The organism is Streptomyces sp. NPDC098781 (genome assembly GCF_044759995.1).
Taxonomy (GTDB): Bacteria; Actinomycetota; Actinomycetes; order Streptomycetales; family Streptomycetaceae; genus Streptomyces.
Window position 1 is genome coordinate 1,050,109 of the sequence record NZ_JBIWAK010000003.1, and the last position, 16,268, is coordinate 1,066,376.

The 16,268-nt window shown below is 71.4% G+C and carries 16 protein-coding genes and 1 tRNA gene; 2 read left to right on the forward strand and 15 right to left on the reverse strand.

The genetic code is table 11. The features are described from left to right. Window positions 1-46 precede the first annotated feature (46 nt). The gene (locus ACIQWG_RS16460; RefSeq protein ID WP_404095620.1) at window positions 47-1,207 is read left to right on the forward strand and encodes an iron-containing alcohol dehydrogenase family protein; all 1,161 of its coding nucleotides are present in this window, start codon (window positions 47-49) and stop codon (window positions 1,205-1,207) included. Window positions 1,208-1,284: 77 nt separating this feature from the next. Here the strand turns inward: ACIQWG_RS16460 and ACIQWG_RS16465 are convergent. The 9 genes from ACIQWG_RS16465 to tdh all read right to left on the reverse strand — a co-directional run bounded on the left by ACIQWG_RS16465 (window position 1,285) and on the right by tdh (window position 8,255). Beyond that, window positions 1,285-1,358 (reverse strand) — tRNA-Pro (locus ACIQWG_RS16465). Window positions 1,359-1,460: 102 nt separating this feature from the next. After that, the gene (locus tag ACIQWG_RS16470; protein WP_404095623.1) at window positions 1,461-2,762 is read right to left on the reverse strand and encodes an MFS transporter; all 1,302 of its coding nucleotides are present in this window, start codon (window positions 2,760-2,762) and stop codon (window positions 1,461-1,463) included. A gap of 140 nt (window positions 2,763-2,902) precedes the next feature. Beyond that, the gene (locus tag ACIQWG_RS16475) at window positions 2,903-3,262 is read right to left on the reverse strand and encodes an MmcQ/YjbR family DNA-binding protein (RefSeq protein WP_404095625.1); all 360 of its coding nucleotides are present in this window, start codon (window positions 3,260-3,262) and stop codon (window positions 2,903-2,905) included. Window positions 3,263-3,332: 70 nt separating this feature from the next. Next, entirely contained in the window at window positions 3,333-3,818 is a 486-nt protein-coding gene (locus ACIQWG_RS16480; RefSeq protein ID WP_404095628.1) for a YfbM family protein, read from the reverse strand. Between the two features lie 82 nt (window positions 3,819-3,900). Then, window positions 3,901-4,431, reverse strand: coding sequence for a GNAT family N-acetyltransferase (locus tag ACIQWG_RS16485; RefSeq protein WP_404095631.1), 531 nt, complete (start codon window positions 4,429-4,431; stop codon window positions 3,901-3,903). Continuing rightward, window positions 4,428-5,018 carry a helix-turn-helix domain-containing protein gene (locus ACIQWG_RS16490; protein ID WP_404095634.1) on the reverse strand — a complete coding sequence of 197 codons (591 nt, stop codon included), beginning with the start codon at window positions 5,016-5,018 and terminating at the stop codon, window positions 4,428-4,430. The genes ACIQWG_RS16485 and ACIQWG_RS16490 overlap by 4 nt, the downstream gene beginning before the upstream one ends. 46 nt (window positions 5,019-5,064) lie before the next feature. Continuing rightward, window positions 5,065-5,967, reverse strand: a complete 903-nt coding sequence (locus tag ACIQWG_RS16495) for a LysR family transcriptional regulator (protein ID WP_404095637.1) — start codon at window positions 5,965-5,967, stop codon at window positions 5,065-5,067. Between the two features lie 37 nt (window positions 5,968-6,004). Continuing rightward, window positions 6,005-7,198 (reverse strand): glycine C-acetyltransferase, encoded by a 1,194-nt coding sequence (locus ACIQWG_RS16500; protein WP_404095640.1) that lies wholly within the window; start codon window positions 7,196-7,198, stop codon window positions 6,005-6,007. Window positions 7,199-7,226: 28 nt separating this feature from the next. Further along, window positions 7,227-8,255, reverse strand: a complete 1,029-nt coding sequence (gene tdh / locus ACIQWG_RS16505) for an L-threonine 3-dehydrogenase (protein WP_404095643.1) — start codon at window positions 8,253-8,255, stop codon at window positions 7,227-7,229. Between the two features lie 368 nt (window positions 8,256-8,623). Between tdh and ACIQWG_RS16510 the strand changes: the two genes are divergently transcribed. Continuing rightward, window positions 8,624-9,229, forward strand: coding sequence for a GPP34 family phosphoprotein (locus tag ACIQWG_RS16510; protein WP_404095645.1), 606 nt, complete (start codon window positions 8,624-8,626; stop codon window positions 9,227-9,229). A 161-nt stretch (window positions 9,230-9,390) separates the two neighbouring features. Here ACIQWG_RS16510 and ACIQWG_RS16515 read toward each other — a convergent pair whose 3' ends face one another. From ACIQWG_RS16515 to ACIQWG_RS16540, 6 genes are all read right to left on the reverse strand, one after another. After that, window positions 9,391-9,969, reverse strand: a complete 579-nt coding sequence (locus tag ACIQWG_RS16515) for a GAF domain-containing protein (protein ID WP_404095648.1) — start codon at window positions 9,967-9,969, stop codon at window positions 9,391-9,393. 61 nt (window positions 9,970-10,030) lie between these two features. Next, a complete protein-coding gene (locus ACIQWG_RS16520) occupies window positions 10,031-10,630 on the reverse strand; it encodes an ATP/GTP-binding protein (protein ID WP_126396810.1) in 600 nt (199 codons plus the stop codon). After that, a complete protein-coding gene (locus ACIQWG_RS16525; RefSeq protein WP_383401643.1) occupies window positions 10,608-10,979 on the reverse strand; it encodes a DUF742 domain-containing protein in 372 nt (123 codons plus the stop codon). Before ACIQWG_RS16525 ends, ACIQWG_RS16520 begins: the two co-directional genes overlap by 23 nt. 2 nt (window positions 10,980-10,981) lie before the next feature. Then, window positions 10,982-11,416: a roadblock/LC7 domain-containing protein gene (locus ACIQWG_RS16530; RefSeq protein ID WP_404095651.1), complete on the reverse strand. Its 435-nt coding sequence runs from the start codon at window positions 11,414-11,416 to the stop codon at window positions 10,982-10,984. Window positions 11,417-11,508: 92 nt separating this feature from the next. Continuing rightward, entirely contained in the window at window positions 11,509-14,169 is a 2,661-nt protein-coding gene (locus tag ACIQWG_RS16535; RefSeq protein ID WP_404095654.1) for an ATP-binding protein, read from the reverse strand. A 677-nt stretch (window positions 14,170-14,846) separates the two neighbouring features. After that, entirely contained in the window at window positions 14,847-16,022 is a 1,176-nt protein-coding gene (locus ACIQWG_RS16540) for an MBL fold metallo-hydrolase (RefSeq protein WP_404095657.1), read from the reverse strand. Between the last annotated feature and the right edge of the window lie 246 nt (window positions 16,023-16,268).

Consider the following 16,268-nt stretch of genomic DNA (forward strand, 5'->3'; position numbering starts at 1 on the left):
ACCCTTCCCACCCCCTTTCCCGCCGCGTTTCCAGGAGCCGTACGCCATGGGCGAGTCCCTCACCAGCCAGCTGACCATCGATCCCACCTGCCGTATCGAGTTCGGCGCCGGCCGGCTCGCGCACCTGCCGGAGCTGGTCTCCTCCCTCGGCATGGACCGGGCGTTCCTGGTCACCGACCGCGGGCTGCGGGCGGCCGGCATCGTCGACCAGGTCCTCAAGGTCCTGGACGCGGCGGGCGTGGAGCACGGGGTGTACGACGGGGTGGGCGCCAACCCGTCCACGGGCAACGTCGACGAGGGAGCCGCCCGGGCGCGTGCCTTCGGCCCCTCCGCCGTCGTGGCCCTGGGCGGGGGATCCGTCCTCGACGCCGCCAAGGGCATCTCGCTCCTCGTCGGCAACGTCGACGCGGCGGCGGCCGACGCCGACGCGCTGTGGGAGGCGCTCGACGGACTGCCGCTGATCGCGATCCCCACCACCTCGGGCACCGGAGCGGAGACCAACGGCTTCGGCGTCATCGAGGACACCGCCGCCTGCCGCAAGGTGTACCTCGGGCACCCCTCGGTCAAGCCGCGGATCGCGCTGCTCGACCCCGAGCTGACGCTCGGTCTGCCCGCCCGGATCACGGCGGCCACCGGCATCGACGCCCTGGTGCACGGCATCGAGTCCCTGGCCTCGCGCGGCGCCAACCCGGTCTCCACGGCGTACGCGGCCCAGGCGGTGGCCATGGTCGGGCGCTGGCTGCCGGTGGCCCACCGGGACGGCTCGGACCTGGAGGCACGGGCGCAGCTGATGCTCGGCGCCCATCTCGCGGGCCAGGCGCTGACCATCTCCGGGCTCGGTCTCGTGCACGGCATCGGCCACGCCCTGACCGCTCACACCGGCACCCCGCACGGTGTCGCCCTGGCCGCCGTCCTGGAGGAGGTCCTGGAGTTCAGTGCCCCGGCCGCCCTGGACGCCTACGAGCAGACCGCCCGCGCGCTGCGCCTGGACCCGCCCGCCGACGGCGACTGGGCCGGTGCCGCGATCGACGCCGTCCGGGAGATCTCCGGCGGGCTCGGCATCAAGCAGCCCCTGCGTGAACTCGGTGTCGGCCCCGACCTGTTGGGCTCCATCGCCGCCGGCGCCCTCGCGGACGCCGTGACCGGCAACGCGCCGCGACAGCCGACGGAGCAGGAGATCCTCGGGATCCTCGAAGCGGCCTACTAGCCAACGGCCCGGCTCCCGGCAAACGAAGAGGCCGTATCGGCAATTCCGATACGGCCTCCGACTTGCTGCTTCACAAGTCGGGACGACAGGATTTGAACCTGCGACCCCTTGACCCCCAGTCAAGTGCGCTACCAAGCTGCGCCACGTCCCGATGCCCGCCTGACCTGGGGTTTCCCCCGGCCGAACGTGCAGGAAAACAATACCGCACTCGGGTCGATGGTCGCGCACTCGTTATTCGTGGTGCCCGCCCGCTTCAGTGCCGCTCGGGCCGCACGCACTCGTCCGCGGTGACCGGGGCCGGCCCCGGGGTCGTCGGTGCGTCCGCCCGCACCAGGTCCCGGATCGAGCGCGTCGACAGCAGCGCGCCCGCGACGACGAAACTCATCACTCCGGCGATCAGGAGCACACGATCGGCGCCGAGGGCCGCGGCGGCCGGGCCCGCGAGGGACTGCCCGACCGGCATCATCGCCAGCGAGCCCGCCACGTCGTAGGCGTGGATGCGGTTGAGGACGTCGGCCGGGACCTGGGTCTGGACGCTCGTCGCCCACATCACGCTCCAGAAGGCCATGCCGGCCCCGGCGACCGCCGCTCCCGCCGCCATGGCCGGAACGCCGAGCTCCGCGCCGACCGCCACCGGGAACGCGGCGAACGCGAAGACACCCATCGAGCCGGCGCGCAGCATCCGCCGGGGCCGCAGCCGCAGGGCGAGGAGGCCGCCGGCGACGGTGCCCGCGCCGAGCGCGGAGTTAATCAGACCGTAGGAACGGGCGCCGTGCTGCTGGACCACCTCCGTGACGACCAGCGGGACGCTCGGGCCCCACACGGTGATCATGTAGAGGCACCAGACGGCTATGACGCCCCAGAGCCAGGTACGGGCTCTGAACTCCCGCCAGCCTTCGACCAGATCGGCGCGGAACGCCCTGGCCCCGCGCAGTGCGGCGTCACTGCCGGACGGTCGCCGGGACCGCACGGGCAGACGCAGCAGCAGGAGGCACAGCGCGCTGATCGCGTACGTGGTCGCATGGGCCGTGAACACGCCGCCGGGTGACGCGAAGCCGACGAGCACACCGGCGAGGGCCGGGCCGGAGAGCTGGGCCACGGCCTCGGCGATCCGTATGGCGCCGTTCGCACCCTGCACGTCGGTGGCGAGCCGCCGGACCGTGCCGGCGACGCCGGGCTGGAACACGGCGCCCGCCACGCCGTTGACGAAGCCGATCGCGCAGATCTGCCACAGCACAACATGGCCGGAGAAGAAGAGCGCGGCGGCCAGGGCCTGCGTGCACAGGCGGACCAGGTCCGCGCCGATCATCAGACGCCGGGTGCTGAACCGGTCGGCGATGACCCCGCCGAACACGATGAGCCCGGCGAAGGCGGCCGACGTCGAGGCGAGGGCGAGACCGACCGCGCCCGCCCCGTAGCCGTGCTGGAGGAGGCCCGCGGCGAGGGCCACCGGCAGCATGGTGTCGCCGAGCTGGGCGACGGCCCGCGCGACGAAGAACAGGGCGAAGTCCCGCGACCACACGGGGCGCTGCCCTGTCCCCTTGCCCCTGTCCATGCCCCGTCGGCCCCTCCCGGCCGAGCCCCCTCGGCCATGCCGTCACACCAGCCCCCTGTGGTGGCCGAGGCCCCCTCCGCCCCGGCTCCCACACCTGCCCTCGGATCATTGCACGGGGCACTGACAACGCCCCACGGGTTTCAGTCCCCGGTGGGCAGCCCCAGGTCCGGATACGCCTCCAGCAGACGGGGCGGGGCGGCCTGGCGCCAGGAGTCGGCGAGGATGTCGCGCAGCTCCGCCTCGCCCTCCAGGGCGCCGAGCCGGGCCCGTACCCAGGCGAACTGCGCTTCGTGGTCGGCGATCCAGAACTTGTCCGGCTCGGCCAGGACCAGCTCGTCGCGCTCCTCCTTGGGGCAGCGCACCGCGATGGAGGTCTCCTCCTCGGGCAGCGTGGCGAACATCTTGCCCGCGACCCGGAACGTGGGCATGCTCCAGGCGATCTTCTCGGTCGTGTCCGGCAGGGACAGGGCGATACGGCGTACGTCTTCGGCATCCGGCATGAGACGCACGGTAGCGCCCAGCACTGACAATCTCCTGGTGAGAGGGTTACCGCGGCCCAGGGAGCGTGCGCTAGAAACTGAAGTTCATGAAGGCCCCGAGACCCCGCTCGGCGGCCGCGGCGAAGAACGCGACGAGTTCCTCGTAGGCGTGTCGGAGCCACTCCAGCTCACCCTCGGCGTCGAACCTCCACATGTTGGGGTACACCTCGTTCTCCGTCATCCGGACCGGGTCGTAGTGGGCCGCCAACCGCTCCCAGGGAGTCGCCCCCAACTCGCTCGCCAGCTTGGCTATTTGCTCGGCGGTCCAGCCGAACAGGGTTCCTTCCTCCACGATCATGAACCCGTCCATCAGGAAGTCGGGGCCCACCCCGGACTCTTCGAACAGGAACTGAAGGCCGGCCCACGCCTTGTCCGGCCCGGCGTCGGGGCGGTCCGGCGACGCGTAGACGTCGCTGTCGTACAGCGAGTCGGCGTATTCGTCCGCCCAACTCGGGTCCCGCTCCGCCCGGTCCAGCTCCTGCGTCGTCGCGCTGATGAACGAGATGGTCACGCTCATGGCAGGCAATCCCCCTTGTTCTTCTGCTGGTTCGACCCCTCGGCCGGTCAACGGCGGTGAGTGTTCCACGCGGCACTGACAATCAGCGGGAGGGTCCGCCGGACACGTGCTTGAAGTAGATCGTCGTCGGCCGCGGCACTCCCGCCGGGCTCGCCGCGTAGTCGGGGATCACCCCGACTCGGGTCCAGCCGGCCGAGCCGTACAGCCGCTCGGCGAGGCTGTCCGTCTCGGTGTCCAGGTGGAGGAGGGTGACACCGGCCTCGGCGGCCGCCTGCTCGGCGGTCGTCAGGAGTCTGCGGCCGAGGCCCTGTCCGCGCGCGTCCCGGTGCACCATCAGCTTGACCAGCTCGGCCCGGTGACGGCTGTTGGGTTTGTCGGGGAAGTCGAGGCCGACCGTACCGACGGTCCGCTCACCGTCCCGCGCCACCCACACCGCCAGCCGCCCGGCGGCCACGGCGGCCGAGCGCTCCTTCCACCAGGCCAGGGCCGCCGTACGGTCCAGGGTCGCCAGGAAGCCGACGGAGGCGCCGTCGGCCACGGTGTCCACCAGCAGGTCGGCCAAGTCCTCGATCCGGTCCAGCAGTTGGACCTCGTCCAGTCGTGTCACGATCACGGCAACACCACCACCAGCGCATACCGCACGGCCTCCGGCCCCGCGCACCGGAACCGCGTCGGCCCCCACACCCGCATCCGCAGACAGTCACCGGCCCCGATGCGGTGCTCGGTCTCCTGAACCGTCACGTCGAGCGCCCCTTCCAGCACCCAGATGTGCTGCTCCAGCCCCGGCACCGGCGGTCGGTCGTACGCGATGTCGGCGCCCGCGGTCAGCCGCCCCTCGACGACTTCGGCACGCAGCCCGGCGTGCGGCGGCGAGACGGATCGCCGTACGAATCCGGAGGAACGGTCCTCCCACACCGGTTGGTCCGCTGCCCGCACCAGCAGCGCGGGCTCGGACTCGACCTCGCTGAGCAGCTGGGACATGGTGCGGCCGTAGACATGGCAGAGACGGTTCAGCAATGAGGCCGTGGGACTGGTCTCCGCCCGCTCGGCCCGGGACAGGGTCGAGCGGCTGATGCCGCTGCGTTCCGCCAACTCGCCCAGCGACCAGCCGCGTTCGGCCCGCAGCTCGGCGAGGCGGGCGCCGAGGCGGGTGTCGACCGGGTCCGGGGCCTCGCTGTCCCTCGGTGGTTCCTGTTTCATATCCGAGAAGCTATCCCAGATATGAAACGTCGGTGTTACGGCAGGCTCACTCCTCCGCCGCCTGCCCGAGCGCCTCCAGCACCGGGCGGATCAAGGGATGCTCCTCGGCTCCTCGCCGTACGGCCGCGAAGACCCGGCGCGTGGGTGCCACCCCGTCGACGGGGCGTACGACCACCCCCGCGAGGTCCATCCCGCGCAGTGCCGAGCGCGGTACGAGCGCCACTCCCGCGTCGGCCGAGGCAAGGGCGACGACCGCGCGGAAGTCGTCCGAGGAGTGTTCCAGTCGGGGCTGGAAACCGGCGTTCTCGCAGGCCAGGACGACCACGTCATGACAGGGGTTGCCGGGGTACTGGCCGATCCAGGAGTCCTTGGCCAGCTCGGCGAGCGGCACCTCCGGGACGTCGGCCAGCCGGTGGCTGACCGGGACCACCGCGTCGAAGGGCTCGGAGTAGAGCGGCACATGGGACAGACGGGGGTCGTCGGCAGGCGGCGCCCCGCGGTACTCGACCGCCACCGCGATGTCGATCTGCCGGTCCAGCACCATCGGCAGGCTGGCATCGCCCTCGGCGTCCTGGACGCGGATGCGGATGCCGGGCGACGTCCGGGCCAGGCGGGCCACCGCGGGCGCGACGACCAGGGCGATCCCGGTGGCGAAGGAGGCTACGGTGACCGTGCCGGCCGCGCCCGAGGAGTACGCCGCGAGCTCGGCCTCCGCCCGCTCCAGCTGGGCGAGGACGGCGTTGGTGTGGCTGAGCAGGATCTCGCCCGCCGGGGTCAGCCGTACGCCCTTGGCGCCCCGCTCCACCAGCCGGTGCCCCGTCTCCTGCTCCAGGGCAGCGAGCTGCTGGGAGACCGCGGAGGGCGTGAGATACAGCGCGGCGGCCGCCGCCGTCACGGTGCGGTGGTCGGCCACCGCACGGAGGATGTGGAGCCGCCGCGCTTCGATCATGAGATCGATTATCGCAAGGTCCGGAGCGGGCCGGACGTCAGCCTTCCAGTTCCGCCCTGGCCGCGACGAAGGCGTCCACGGCACGGTTGACGTCGTCCGTCGAGTGCGCGGCGGACAGCTGGACGCGGATGCGCGCCTGCCCCTGCGGCACCACCGGGTACGAGAAGCCGATCACATACACCCCCCGCTCCAGCAGCAGCTCCGCCAGCCGGCCCGCCTTGGAGGCGTCGCCGATCATCACGGGCGCGATGGCGTGGTCGCCAGGGAGGATCTCGAAGCCCTCCTCCGCCATACGGCGGCGGAAGAGCGCCGTGTTCTCGCGGAGCCGCACGCGCAGGTCGTCCGCCGACTCCAGCAGGTCGAGGACCTTGAGGGAGGCCGCGGCGATCACCGGGGCCAGCGTGTTCGAGAAGAGGTACGGCCGGGAGCGCTGGCGCAGCAGGGCGACGATCTCGGCGCGGGCCGCCACATAGCCGCCGGACGCGCCACCGAGCGCCTTGCCGAGGGTGCCGGTGATGATGTCGACGCGGTCCATGACGCCATGCAGCTCGGGGGTGCCGCGGCCACCGGGGCCGACGAAGCCGACGGCGTGCGAGTCGTCGACCATGACCATGGCGTCGTAGCGGTCGGCGAGGTCGCAGATCTCGCGCAGCGGTGCCACATAGCCGTCCATGGAGAAGACGCCGTCGGTGACGATCAGCCGGCGCCGGGCCGACTGGGCCTCCTTCAACTGGGTTTCCAGGTCGGCCAGATCACGGTTGGCGTAGCGGAAGCGGCGGGCCTTGGACAGCCGGATGCCGTCGATGATCGACGCGTGGTTGAGGGCGTCGGAGATCACCGCGTCCTCCGGGCCGAGCAGCGTCTCGAACACACCGCCGTTGGCGTCGAAGCAGGAGGAGTACAGGATCGTGTCCTCCTGGCCGAGGAACGCCGACAGCCTCGCCTCCAGCTCCTTGTGCACCTCCTGAGTGCCACAGATGAAGCGGACCGACGCCATGCCGTAGCCCCAGCGGTCCAGCGCCTGGTGGGCGGCGGCGATCACCTCGGGGTGGTCGGCGAGGCCGAGGTAGTTGTTGGCGCAGAAGTTGAGGACCTCGCCGGGGCGGCCGCCGGCGCTGACGTTGACGGTCGCGGACTGCGGGGTGTCGATGACCCGCTCGGGCTTGTGCAGGCCCGCGGCGCGGATCTCGTCGAGGGTGGTGCGCAGGTCGTCGCGCACGGAGTCGAACATGAAGAGGCTCCTAGGAAATGCAGGTGACTTACGCGGTCCAGTCCAGGATGACCTTGCCGCCACGGCCGCTCGCCGCGTCGGCGAACGCCGCCTCGAAGTCGCGGTAGCCGTACCGGCCGGTGATCACGGGCGCGAGGTCGAGGCCGCCTTCCAGCAGCACGGACATCGCGTACCAGGTCTCGAACATCTCGCGGCCGTAGATGCCCTTGATGGTGATCATCGAGGTCACGATGCGGGCCCAGTCGACCGGGAACTCCTCGGCGGGCAGGCCGAGCATGGCGATACGGCCGCCGTGCGTCATGTTGGCGATCATGTCCCGCATGGCCTCGGGGCGGCCGGACATCTCCAGACCGATGTCGAAGCCCTCGCGCAGGCCGAGCTCGCGCTGGCCGTCCGCGATGCTCTCCCGGGACACGTTCAGCGCGAGGCTCGCACCGATCTTGCGGGCCAGCTCCAGCCGCTCCTCACTGACGTCGGTGATCACGACATTGCGCGCACCCGCGTGCCGGGCCACCGCCGCCGCCATCAGGCCGATCGGACCGGCGCCGGTGATCAGGACGTCCTCGCCGACCAGCGGGAACGACAACGCGGTGTGCACGGCGTTGCCGAACGGGTCGAAGATCGCGGCGACATCGAGCTCGACGGGCACCCGGTGCACCCACACATTGGACGCGGGCAGGGCGACGTATTCGGCGAAGGCACCGTCGCGTCCGACGCCGAGGCCGACCGTGGCGCGGCACAGATGCCGGCGGCCGGCCAGGCAGTTGCGGCACTTCCCGCACACCAGATGGCCCTCACCGCTGACCCGGTCGCCGATCGCGATGTCGGTGACGTCCCGGCCGGTCTCCACGACCTCCCCGACGAACTCGTGCCCGAGCACGAGCGGGGTGCGGATCGCCTGCTGCGCCCAGCCGTCCCAGGACCGGATGTGCAGATCGGTGCCGCAGATGCCGGTGCGCAGCACCTTGATCAGTACATCGCCCGGTCCGACGGCCGGTTCCGGAACGTCCACGAGCCACAGCCCGGGCTCCGCCTTCTCCTTGACCAGCGCCTTCAACGCTACGGCTCCTGTGCGTGAGTCCCTGCCGCGCACACACCGAAGAAGCCCGCGACCGGGGAGGGAGTGGAATCGCCTAGAAATCTGCCCTACGACGGCGCCCTGGTCCATCGAGGATTTCTTAAGCGGCGCCACAGCTATCCTTCACGCCCCGCGCGAAGCACGCGACCGGAGCGCCGGAGACGTTCGGGCCTTCTCCCCCGCGCGGTGCGCCGCCCGCCGCCGTGCTGAGAATCGGCTCCTCGCACGACATGCTGGTAGTAGGCCACACGGCGCCCGAACGGCAGCGAGAATCGGCTCGGGGCGCCCGACCCACGAGGCGGCCTCATGCCGCGCCCCGCACTCGGCCGACTGACCAGGAGCCGCTCATGAACACCGCACGGGACCTAGCGATCGTCGCTCTGGACAGGGCACCGGACCACCCGGTGGAACAGGGCGACCTGTCTCTCGCGCTCGCGGCGGGCGAGGTGTTCGACCTCCTCGACGCCCAGGCCCTCGTCCTGGACGGCGACCTCATCTCCCCCAGCGCGCAGGCGCCGACGGGCGACCGTCTGCTGGACGAGGCGGCGGCGTCCCTCGTACGGCAGCAGCCGTACGAGTCGGTCGAGGACTGGCTGTGGCGCCGGGGCCGCGGACTGGCGGCGGCCTATGTCCAGGATCTGGAGCGTGCCGGGCTCGCCGGCCGGCCACGCGGCCCGCGGTTCTCGCTGCGTGCCCCGCGGACGGCGCCGCTCGACTCCGCGGACAAGCGCCGGGCCGAAGAGCGCTGGGCATCGGGGGATCCGGTGCTGACCGCCCTGGCCACCGCTGCCGGGATCCACGAGGAGTCTGCCGACGACGCCGAGGGCCTCACCGACGAGACGGTCACGACCGTCCTGGCCGCGGTCGGCGACGCGGTGATGGAACTGGAGGCCGTACGGCAGCGGCGGGGGATCGAGGACGCCGCGTACGACAACGTGTGGCGGGGCTATTAGGGGGGCCGCCAGGGGCCGGCCCGGTCCGCGGGCGATGGTCCGCGGGCGCCGGTCCGCCGGTCCGCGGGTCGGCAGTCGGCAGTCGGCAGTCGGCAGTCGGCAGTCGGCAGTCGGCAGTCAGGGGTCGGCCGGGCCCGGCGGCGTTTTGTGGTCCACGGTTGTCAGAGCAGCGGGAGTCCGTCGGCCTCCCGTCGCTCCAGCCGGGTGACCAGATCCACCGCCGACGCCTTGATGGTCTCCAGCCCGGCCCTCCCCCATGGCCGCGGCTCCACGTCCACGACACACACCGTGCCCAGCGCCATCCCCGTACTGTCGATGAGTGGTGCGCCCATATAGGAGCGGATACCGAACTCGTCGACGACCGGATTCCCCGCGAACCGCGGATAGTCGCAGACGTCCTCCAGGACCAGCGCCTTGCGTCGCACGACCACATGTGGGCAGAACCCATGGTCTCGCTCCATATGACGGCCCAGCTCCGGCTTGGCGTCGTCGGCCCGCGTCAGGGTCACCCGGGGCCGGGCATGCAGTCCCGCGAAGAACTGCCCGTTCTCGCCGATGAAGTTGACCATGGCGTACGGCGCACCGGTGAGCTCGGCGAGATGGCCCGCGAAGACATCGAGAGCCGGGTCGGCATGGTCCCCCCACCCCAGTCGGAGCAGCCGCCGGGCGCGGGCGGGGGCCTCCTTGTCCTCGGGGGTGAGCAGCAGGCGAGCGACCGGATGGGGTGGGCCGTAGCTCATGGGTGGATTCCGTCACTGTGGGCGTAGGTCATATGCGGCTCCGTGCTGGTGTGTGCGAATGTCACATGTGGGCACCGTGGCTGGGCGCGGGTGCCGGTGTGTGGGCAATGAGGTGCCGTACCAGGGTCAGCAGCGTCTGGACGCCGGAACTGGAGATCCGGGCGTCGCAGCGAACGACGGGGATCTCAGGGTCGAGATCGATGGCGGCGCGGACCTCCTCCGGGTCGTACCGGTAACCACCGTCGAACTCGTTGATCGCGACGATGAAGCCGAGACCGCGTTGCTCGAAGAAGTCCACGGCCGCGAAGCAGTCCTCCAGGCGCCGGGTGTCGGCGAGGATGACCGCGCCGAGCGCGCCCTCGGAGAGTTCGTCCCACATGAACCAGAACCGTTCCTGTCCGGGCGTGCCGAACAGATACAGGACGTGTTCCGGATCGAGGGTGATGCGGCCGAAGTCCATGGCCACCGTCGTCTCTACCTTGTTCTCGACTCCCTCGAGGCTGTCGGTCGCGGCGCTGACCGTGGTGAGCAGTTCCTCCGTGCTGAGCGGCGCGATCTCGCTGACCGCACCCACAAAGGTCGTCTTGCCTACCCCGAAGCCTCCCGCCACCAAGATCTTCAGTGCGGTGGGGAAGGGGTCAGAGCTGTCGTCGTAGTCCATCGAGCACTGCCTCCAGAAGAGCCCGGTCTGTCGGGTTGTGGTGGAACTCGGGGGGCTTGGTGGTGAGCGCCCCGCAGTCGACGAGGTCCGCCAGCAGCACCTTGGTGACGGCCGCCGGCAGCTTCAGGTGGGCGGCGACCTCGGCGATCGAGACGGGGGCGCGGCACAGATCGAGTGCCTGCTCGTGCTCGGGGCCGAGGTAGCCGAGGGGGGTCGCCCCAGTGGCCATCACCTGCGACATCAGGTCGAGCGCGACGGTGGGCCTGGTACGGCCGTTGCTGACCGTGAAAGGGCGCACCAGCCGTCCGGCCGCGTCGTCGAGCCAGGGCCCGTCGCCGGCCGCCGTCACGTTCAAGGCCTCATCGCCGGGGGTTCGACGGCATGCTGCCGGGGAGCGGTGACCAGGTACGGGCGGACACTCTTGACGAGCATCGCCATCTCGTAGCCCAGCACCGCGGCGTCGGCCTCGCGTCCGGCCAGCACGGCGAGACATGTGCCGGAGCCGGCGGTGGTCACGAAGAGCAGGGTCGAGTCCAGTTCGACGACGACCTGACGCACTTCTCCACCGTCGCCGAAACGGACCCCGGCGCTGCGGCCGAGCGAGTACAGGCCGGAGGCCAGGGCGGCCATGTGGTCGGCGCTGTCCGGGTCGAGGCCGTGGACCGACTTCACGAGCCCGTCGCAGGACAGCAGGACCGCGCTGCTTGTGTGCGGCACGCGCTGCACTAGCCCGCTCATCAGCCAGTCGAGGTCGGAGACATGGGCGGTCGGCGCTTCGCTCGCCATGATGGATCGACTCCTTGAGGTACGAAGGTCTGCGGGAGCGCTGGGGTCGGGGGTGGACTCCCAGGCGGACCTCGAGCTGGTCACGGTCGTGGTCATCCGGCTGGTGCGCTCCCGTCGGGCCAGGGGGTGTGGTCGGTACCGGGCGTCGGCCCGGGGTGCGGCTCGGTTACGTGGGCCGGGTCCATGGGGGACACGCCCATGTGAGGGCGGGTGGCCATGGAGGTCACATCCATGGGGGGTGCATCCATGGACGTCGGGCGCAGTGGGGGACTCTGCGGTCGCCTCGTGTCGAGGCTGGTGGGATCGAAGTGGCTCGGTGCCGGGCGGACGGAGTCGAGGCGGGTGGGTGGGGGCGGCGTGGGGTTCGACGGGCTCGACTCCGAGAGCCGTGACGCGGCGTCAGGGGCCGTACGGGGTGAGGGGGTGTAGGCCGGCGTGCTTCCGTGTGGGGTAGCGGTGTGTGCCGCATCCATGTGACCGGCGTTCGCGTGGCTCGCAGTTGTGTGGCTCGCAGTTGTGTGGTTCTCGTCCGTGTTCGCGTGGTCCGAGTTCACGGCGCCGGACACTGTGTGGCCGAGTGATGTGTGGCCGACCGCCGTGTGGTCCAGAAGGGTGTGACCCGACGCTGTGTGCACGGCACCCATGTGGCCTGCACCCATACGCCCCTGACCCGTGTGGCCCTGGTCCATGTGCTCCCGGTCCATGTGCTCCTGGCCCATGTAGCCCTCGCCCATAGGGCCGGAACCCCCGTGCGCGCCGCCCATGTGCCCGGTGCCCATATGGCCGGCGTCCACAGGCCCCGCACCCACATGCCCAGCCTCCACGGACCCACCACCCACAGACCCGCCGCCCACAGGCCCACCACCCACAGCCTCGGCATCCCCACCCGCCGAGTCCATGTGCTGCTGCGTCTCCGCCAGCCCGACCCCCCGCTGGAAGGCCGCCATCAACCCCGGGTCGTGCCCGGCGAGATGCTCCGACTCCTGGCGTGGTGCGGGACCTCCCCGCAGTTGGGGTGCGATGTGCTCCTGCGCCTTGCGCCGGGGCAGCGTGGGCTTGCCCATGGTGCCCCGGACGGCGCTGAGGCGCGGCGTCGGCGGTGTGCCGGCGTTCTCCTCGACGAGCCGGCGTTCGTCCGGCCTGATGCCGGGCACGGCCTCCGCCGGGTTGGCCCGCTCCTCCCGGGAGCCACGCACGGGCAGCGGCGCGGGTCCGGTGCCGTTCGCACCCGGAGTCGTACCTCTTCCCCCGCTCGGCGGCTGCTGCCTCTGCCAGAGTGGGGCATCCTGCGCCCCCATCGGCCGCGACGCCTCCGTCACACCGGCCTGCCCGCCGCTGTCCACCCCGGCCGCCGGCGACGACGCCTTCGCCGAGGGCGGCGTGCCCGTCGCCCCGGAATGCCGAGGCAGCTGGGACTGCACCGGCGGCCCCTGTTGGGAACGCCCCTGGGACGGAGAAGCCGCGCCCGACTGCGGCGGGGCGCCCGTGCCGACCGCCCCCGACGGCTCCTGCCCGCGAGCCGCGGCAGCACGCGCCGCCCCCGGCTCCGCCCCCAACAGCCCCTGCGGCACGACGAGGACGGCCTGCACACCGCCGTAGATGTTGGTCTGGAGGCGCACATGGATGCCGTGCCGCTTCGCGAGCTGCGACACGACGAACAGTCCGATGCGCCCGTCCGCCAACAGGCTGGCGACGTTGACCTGATCGGGATCGGTGAGCAGGGCGTTCATACGGTTCTGTTCGCCGACGGGCATGCCGAGCCCGCGGTCCTCGACCTCGACGGCGAGACCGGAGGTCACCAGGTTGGCGCGGAGCAGTACCTGGGTGTGCGGGGCGGAGAACACCGTGGCGTTCTCGACCAGTTCGGCCAGCAGGTGGATGACGTCGGCGACGGCGTGCCCGCGCAGGGTGCCGTCGATGGGCGGCACCAGTTTGACCCGCGAGTACTGCTCGACCTCGGCGATGGCCGAGCGCAGCACCTCGGTCATGGAGACCGGGTTGCTCCACTGCCTGCGGGAGACGGCGCCGCCGAGCACGGCGAGGTTCTCCGCGTGGCGACGGATCCGGGTGGCGAGGTGGTCGACGTGGAAGAGGCCCTTGAGCAGGTCGGGGTCCTCGATCTCGTTCTCCAGCTCGTCGAGGATGGAGATCTCCCGGTGCACGAGCGACTGGAGCCGCCGGGCGAGGTTGACGAAGACTTCCAGCTTCTGCTCGCTGCCCGCCTGGCTGGAGAGCTGGGCGGCCTGGACGACGGCGGTGACGGCTCCGTCGTGGGCGCGGGCCAGGTCGGCGGCGAGGAGTTCGAAGTCGTCGGCGCTGTCGGGCGGACCGCCGCGCGGTTTGCGCTTCGCAGGCGGAGCCTCCCCGCGTCGCAGGGTCTCCACGAGGGCACGTAGATCGGCCTCGGCGCGTGCGCTACTGCGGCGCAGTGCGCGGACGCGGTCGCTGACGGACCTGGCGGCGCGGTTGGCTGCCACTGCGGCGATCAGGATGCCCGCAAGGGTGACCGAGACCGCGCCGGCGAGCACTGCCCACAGGGTGAGGCTCGGGCGCACCCCGGTGGAGCGCAGAAGGAACAGCACGACCGCGCAGGCGCTGAGGGTGACCGCGACCGGCGGCAGCACCGCCAGCCGCAGCAGTTGGGGCCGTATATGGGTCTCGGGCAGCGCGGGTGCGGTGCGGGCGGCCGGGCGCCCGTGCCGCCCGCCCTCACGGCGGTCTGCGCGTGCGGCCGGGGCGCGTGTTTGAGACATCGGGATCCTCGTACTGGTCCGTCGGTGGGGGGCCTTGGGCGTGCACGCGGTCTGCGCGGCCCGCGGGGCATGCGCCATCGCGATGTCGGTCGACAGAGCTGACGAAATTCGGCTCCACGTCGCCCGACGGACACTCACGGTAGTCGCCTGTGCATCAAGTGCGGTGGGCAGTTGACAAACTCCCGCAGGTGGCGTCCCGCTCTGGTATGAGGCCTCGTACGACAGACCGATAACCGATCTCACCGTTCGCCCACAAGGAGCAATTGAACGATCGGACCTGGTCAGAAGTGGTCACAGGCAAAAGTCGAGGGGCGGGGCATTTTCCATGCCCCGCCCCCCGTAAACGCGTTTCCTCTTCACCGACGCCCGCCCCGGCCGGGACGTTTCAGCACTCCGCGCACCCGGCGCGCCAACCCCTGAACGTCACCCCCCGTAACGGCGCACATCGCCAGCCGGGCGCCCCACAGTGCTCCCGCACGCCCCGCGCGAAGCGCCAAAACGTGGGCGCGCACGCCGTCCGCCGCCACGACCGAGCGACCGAGCGACGGCTGCTCAAGCCTGAGATGTACCCACCCCGAGGCCCAACTCGGCCTTACGAGGCCCAACTCAGCCTCACTCAACCCAACTCGGCCTCACTCGGCCCAACGCGTCTCGAGCCCGCCCGGCACAACCGCCCCCTAGGCGACCGCCGCGTCCCCCGCCTCCGAAGCAACCGGCGGCCAGGCCGGCCACCCTTCGGCCGGCGCCTCGGCCGCATCCCGCCACCAGGGCGTCAGAGGCGTCGGCGAGGCCGGTTCGAAGGGCTCGCCGCAGCGCGGGGCCGCCATGGCGACGCCGGCCTTGTGCGTGGCCCGCATCATCCACTCCCCCGGCTCCGCCCACGGGTGCGGCGCCAGATTGAAGGTCCCCCAATGGATCGGCATCATGACGCCCGCGGTCGGATCGCCGCCCTGGAGGTCGAGGTGGGCCCGGACGCCCTCCTCCGGCGTCATGTGGATGTCGGGCCAGAAGTCCGAGTAGGCGCCGACCTGGATCATCGTCGCGTCGAACGGGCCGTGCTCGGCGCCGATGTCCTTGAAGCCCTCGAAGTAGCCGGTGTCACCGCTGTGGTAGATCCGGTGCTCGTCCGAGGCGACGACCCAGGACGCCCAGAGGGTGTGCTGGGTGTTGCGCAGTCCGCGGCCGCAGAAGTGGCGGGCCGGGGTGGCGGTCAGGGTGAGCCCGCCGACCTTCGTCTGCTCGTGCCAGTCCAGCTCACGCAGCCGGTCGGCGGACACGCCCCAGTGCTCGAGGTGGCCGCCGACGCCGAGCGGTACCGCGAAGAGGGTGTCGGTACCGGCGAGCGCCTTGATCGTGGGCAGGTCGAGATGGTCGTAGTGGTCGTGCGAGATGACGACGACGTCGACCGGTCCGAGCGCGGCGAGCGAGAGCGGTACGGGGTGCAACCGCTTGGGTCCGGCGAAGGGGAACGGGGAGCAGCGCTCGCCCCACACGGGATCGAAGAGCACGCGGTGGCCGTCGATCTCCGCGAGGACGCTGGAGTGCCCCATCCAGGTCAGGCGCAGCCCTGTGGCGGGCGGCTTGGCCAGGTCGGCGTAGGTGGTGGGGTGCACCGGCACGGTGCTCTTCGGGGCGCGGCGGGGCCGGGCCTCCTTGTCGAAGTAGATCTTGGCGAACTCCAGCATCGACCCGGACGGTCTTGTCCGCGCCTCACCGCCGGGGTTCTGGAACACGCCGTTCTGGAAGTGCGGGGATCTGCGGATGCGCGCCATGCGCTCACCGCTCGGGTCCACGCCGAAGGCCTCGGGCCGCAGGGCGCGCAGCCCGGAGCTCGGGAAACGGAAACCGGCCACGGTACCTCCAGGTGGAGTCGGTGAGTAATCCCATTATGGGCGGCCCCACCGACACCTCCGGATACCCCCCGGTCCGTCGGGCTCCGACGACCCCGGGCGGGCCGCTTCCCCACCGAGATCCACCGGGTTCCACCGAGATCCCCCTGGTTCCACCGGGTTCCACCGAGATCCACCGAGCGCGTTGACATGTCCCCTTCCTACTTCAATACTGACTCATCGTTCAGTAGCCGCACCGGGGCGCCCACC